The organism is Ornithinibacter sp., assembly GCF_035443565.1.
GTDB lineage: Bacteria > Actinomycetota > Actinomycetes > Actinomycetales > Dermatophilaceae > Fodinibacter.
The window spans coordinates 1-3,995 of the sequence record NZ_DAORSO010000178.1 but is presented as its reverse complement, the minus strand read 5'-3'; the positions used below and the strand labels follow the sequence as shown (position 1 = coordinate 3,995).

The following is a 3,995-nucleotide window of genomic DNA, read 5'->3' as shown; positions in this document are numbered from 1 at the left end:
CCGACGCCGTAGGGCGTGGACCTCCCAGTACCGCGCTGGTCGAGCATCAGCACCCGGTAGTCGCGCAGCGCCCGGGCCAGCCACGGGGGAGATCCAGGCCGGTTCGTGGGCCTCGGTGCCTCCTGCCCCGGCCCACCCTGGAGGAACACCAGGAACGGCCGATCCAGCCCGTCCGGGGCGGCGACCTCGCGCGCGAAGACCTCGATGCTCCCGGCATCCGGGGAGTCGTGGTCGAGCGGCAGGGTGAGCACGTGATCGGTCAGCACCAGCCCGGGGATGCGCAGCGACGTCGTCATCGCCCGAGGCTATCTGCCTCCCTCCAGCCCGCGTCGGGGCGTGGGGCGGTGGTCAGGACGGACGCTGCATCCACGCCGCCAGGTGGGTGACGAAGTCGGCTTCGCCGGCGGCCAGATTGGGCCCCGACGTCGGCTTGTGGGTCTTCATCAGCGCCGTGACCACCTTCTTGGCGAGTGCTGTCCCCTCACCCGGGGCCAAGGCCACCAGCGAGGCCCGTCGGGCGAGCCCCCGGCTCGTCAGCTGGTCCAGGATCTCGATCGCCCACGCGTCCAAGGGGGTCGCTGGCGCCTCGTCGGCAGCCCCAGTCGGGGGCGCAGGCGGGAATGGGCTGGCGTCCTGGCCAAGCTGGGACACGAGGTCCACGACCCACGCCAGCGCGGACGGGTCGTTCGCGCTGGGGGGCGACACGGCATCCAGCCTGGTGTTCAGCCACTCGACCATCTGGGCAACCACCGGGTCGAGCCCCAACGGGTCGACCACCGCCGGGTCGGGCTGAGACCGGACAGGCGTGAACTGGCCCAGCCCCAGCCGCAGCTGGGCCAGCTCGACCAGCTGCGCGCTGACGGTCGGGTCCGCGGGGAGCAGGCTGCCCAGGGCGACCGGGTTCGCCTGGGCGATCAGGGAGACGTCACCGAACCCGGCCGAGCGCAGGGGCTTGGCCAACGGCTTGACGGTCGACAGCGTGAAGAAGTCGGTCCGCGGGTCGGCGAGATAGCCGGTGCGGTAGGTGACGCGCTTGCGGAAGCCCTCGAGCTGGGGGTCCTTGGTGAGCCACTCCTTCTTCCGCGGATCCTGGGACGCCAGGTCCAGCCACCCGCGCGCGAGCTCGTCGTCCGGGATGCGGTCGCTGGGCTGCGCAGCGGGAGCAGCAGCCGCCAAGGGCCAATCGACGTCGCCGCGTGACGCGTAGGTGCATCCGAGGTTGTACATGCCGGTCGGGGAGTTGGGTTTGGGATCCCCCGCGTCGAGGCCGACGAGGAGCCGCAGACCCGCCACGTCATCGCTGAACTGGCTCTTGAACGCCCTCAGCGGATCGTGAACGGCCCGTCTCGTGAGTGTGTCGAGTGACTCCAGGGCCGCCCGCGCGGCCCCTCGGTGGGCGGCCAGGTTGAACGAGCAGGTCCCCTCGTCGGCGCCGTGTTTGCCGTTCTCGTGGGCGTAGATCGCGTTGACCTCGATGATCGCGCGGGTGTATGTCGCCCTGAGCTTCAGGGTCTCGATGTCGAACATCGAGCTCTTCTCGTTCAGGTCCGCGACGAAGGACTCGAGGAACGTCGCGTACCGGCTGAGGGAGTCGCAATCGACCGACTCGCGGTCGACGGCGTGCCGGAAGGCCAGCCGGGCGGCGCGGTTCTCAGGGTCCTCGTCCAGCGCACGTGCCAGCAGCCGCTGCGCCTCGGCGTCGCCGGGGGGGAAGGTCGTCGCGACGTAGTGGTACCCCAGGCTCGTCCAGGTGACGGCACCCGCGAGCCCACGACGGATCACCGGGTGAGCCTCAGCCATCGTCATCAGCACGAAGGCCGCAGCCATCTTCAGCGTGTGGTCCGGGGCATCGGTCTCGCTCGATGTCGTCGAGGATGCAGTCGTGGCCGCCTCGCTGCCGCCGTCACCGGAGGCGTCGGTCGACGGAACGAGGCGCATGCGCTGCGGGTCGATGATGGCCGAGCCGACCGTCCGGCCGTTGCGCACCACGGTGACGACGCGGGCCTTCGCGTCGCCCTCGATCGTGGCCGTCCAGGGCGTCACCCCGGAGATGCTGCGAAGGATGTCCTTGAGGACCTTGAGCACGGGGTTGTCAGGCAGGGCTGCGAGGGCACCGTCGAGGGCGGTGACATCTGCTCCGCGCGGGACCTCGAGGCCCTTCGGCTTCTCGGCGCCGAGCTCGCTCAGCAGTGCTGCCAGAGTGCCGATCTCGGCCTCGGAGGACGCCTTGACGTCCAGTCGGATGCGGGTCGCCAGCCACCACGCCAGCAGCCAGACGCCCTGCACCGCCAGAAGCCCCGCGAGCCCCAGCGCCCACGCGAGCTCGGCCTCGCGGGTCACGTCGGTGCCCTCGAGCCCGCGCACCAGGGCACCGAGCAGGGCCAACCCGACGGCCGCCACCCCCACGGCCACGACACCCGCGACCTTCGGCTGCCGGGGCATGGTGTCCTCGGCTCGTGCCTTCCGCGGCTCCTCCGGCGGTGCCTGTGGCGGCGCCTCGGGCTGTGCTTCCCGTTGCGCCTCCGGCGGCGCCTCCCGCTGCGCCTTCATCTGGAGCGCGGCGGCGACGACCGGAGCCGAGGCGAGGAACGCCACGACCACCGCCCACCCCACCATCGGCCTGGACACCGGCGCGGAGTAGGTGTCGCTGAGGGCCACCGACGCCACGAAGCTCGCGCCGGCCACGGACACCACGCCCCCGACCAGGATGAGTGGGCGGAACAGGTCCCGCTCCCTGCTGCCTGTCGGTGGCGACTCCGGCTCCGGCCACTCACGCACGACGAGGACGACGAGCCTGGCCAGGATCACAAGCAGGAGCAGCATCCCGACGAGGGGCAGGAGCAGGGAGCCCAGCGGCGTGAGCTGCTTCTTGAGCAGGACCTTCCACTGGTCCACGAGCTGCTCGACCGAGGACTTGGCCTTCTCCGTCGCCGCGGCCTCGTCGGCCTCCCCGGCGGCGATCGCCTTCTGGGCCTGCACCTGCAGCTCCGCGGCGGCGGCGTTGTCGCGATCGAGCTCCAGGGCGGCGGCGGCCGCCTCGGTGACCTTGTCCCACTCCTCCCCCTCGGCGAGTTCCGCGGCGGCCTGCGCCTTGAGCGAGGCAACCTGCGCCGCCGCCTGGGCATCGGCCACGACACTCGCGCACGGCGGAGCAGTCGCCGGCTGCGAAGCCGTCTCTACGAGCGCCAGGGCACGGCGTGGGAACCCGTCGCGGACCAGCAGCACCGCGGCGACGCACGACGCGTCATCCACCGTTGGCGTCCCCACCTGCAGCGCACCGACGCTGCGGGCCTGCGCCGACCCGGCCCCGCCGAGGGCGAGCACGACCACGACGCAGGCGACGGACAGCGCCACGAGGCGCCGCATGCTGGTGACGACATGAACGGTGAGCATCGGTGACCGCCTACGGGTGACACGTTCGCCTGCGCTGGCCTCGGGTGACCCGCGCGCGCCGACACCACCACCACGGCGCCGCGGCGCAGTTCCAGCATGGCGCAAAGCAGCCGCTCGCGCGCGCCGACGGCGTGGTTCGCCACACCCGTCGACAGGTTGACATTTCCCGCGAGGCGGACACGCTGGTCACCGTGACCACGGGTGAGCCGACGCCGACGACCAGAGCGATGACACTGACCCCGGAGCAGGCCGACCGCGCCAGCGGCGTCCTGCTCGCCCAGGCGGTCGGTGACGCCCTCGGCGTCCCGTACGAGTTCGCCACTCCCCCACCGGGAGAGCCCGAGATGATCGGCGGCGGCCTCGGCGACCTCGCCCCCGGTGAGTGGAGCGACGACACCCAGATGTCCGTCTGCATCGCCCGCGTCGCCGCCACCGGAGCCGACCTCACCTCAACCACCGCCCTGGATGCCGTCGCCGCCGCGTTCGAGGGCTGGCTCACCGGTGGCGCGTCGGACGTCGGCATCCAGACCCGTGCCGTGCTCGAGGTGGCCAGCCGCGCGACGGGACCGGCCGGCATCCGGCTGGCGATGGCTGCCCGCGAG

The 3,995-nt window shown here is 72.2% G+C and carries 2 protein-coding genes and 1 pseudogene; 1 reads left to right on the top strand and 2 read right to left on the bottom strand.

Annotated features, from left to right (window positions below):
- Both PLL68_RS12885 and PLL68_RS12880 read right to left on the bottom strand, forming a co-directional pair.
- Positions 1 to 296 (bottom strand): annotated as a pseudogene (locus PLL68_RS12885) (aminopeptidase); the annotation flags it as partial.
- Between the two features lie 52 nt (positions 297 to 348).
- Entirely contained in the window at positions 349 to 3,393 is a 3,045-nt protein-coding gene (locus PLL68_RS12880) for a hypothetical protein (protein WP_324534693.1), read from the bottom strand.
- 227 nt (positions 3,394 to 3,620) lie between these two features.
- Here PLL68_RS12880 and PLL68_RS12875 point away from each other — a divergent pair.
- The coding region (locus PLL68_RS12875; RefSeq protein ID WP_324534691.1) for an ADP-ribosylglycohydrolase family protein at positions 3,621 to 3,995 on the top strand (375 nt) is incomplete at its 3' end.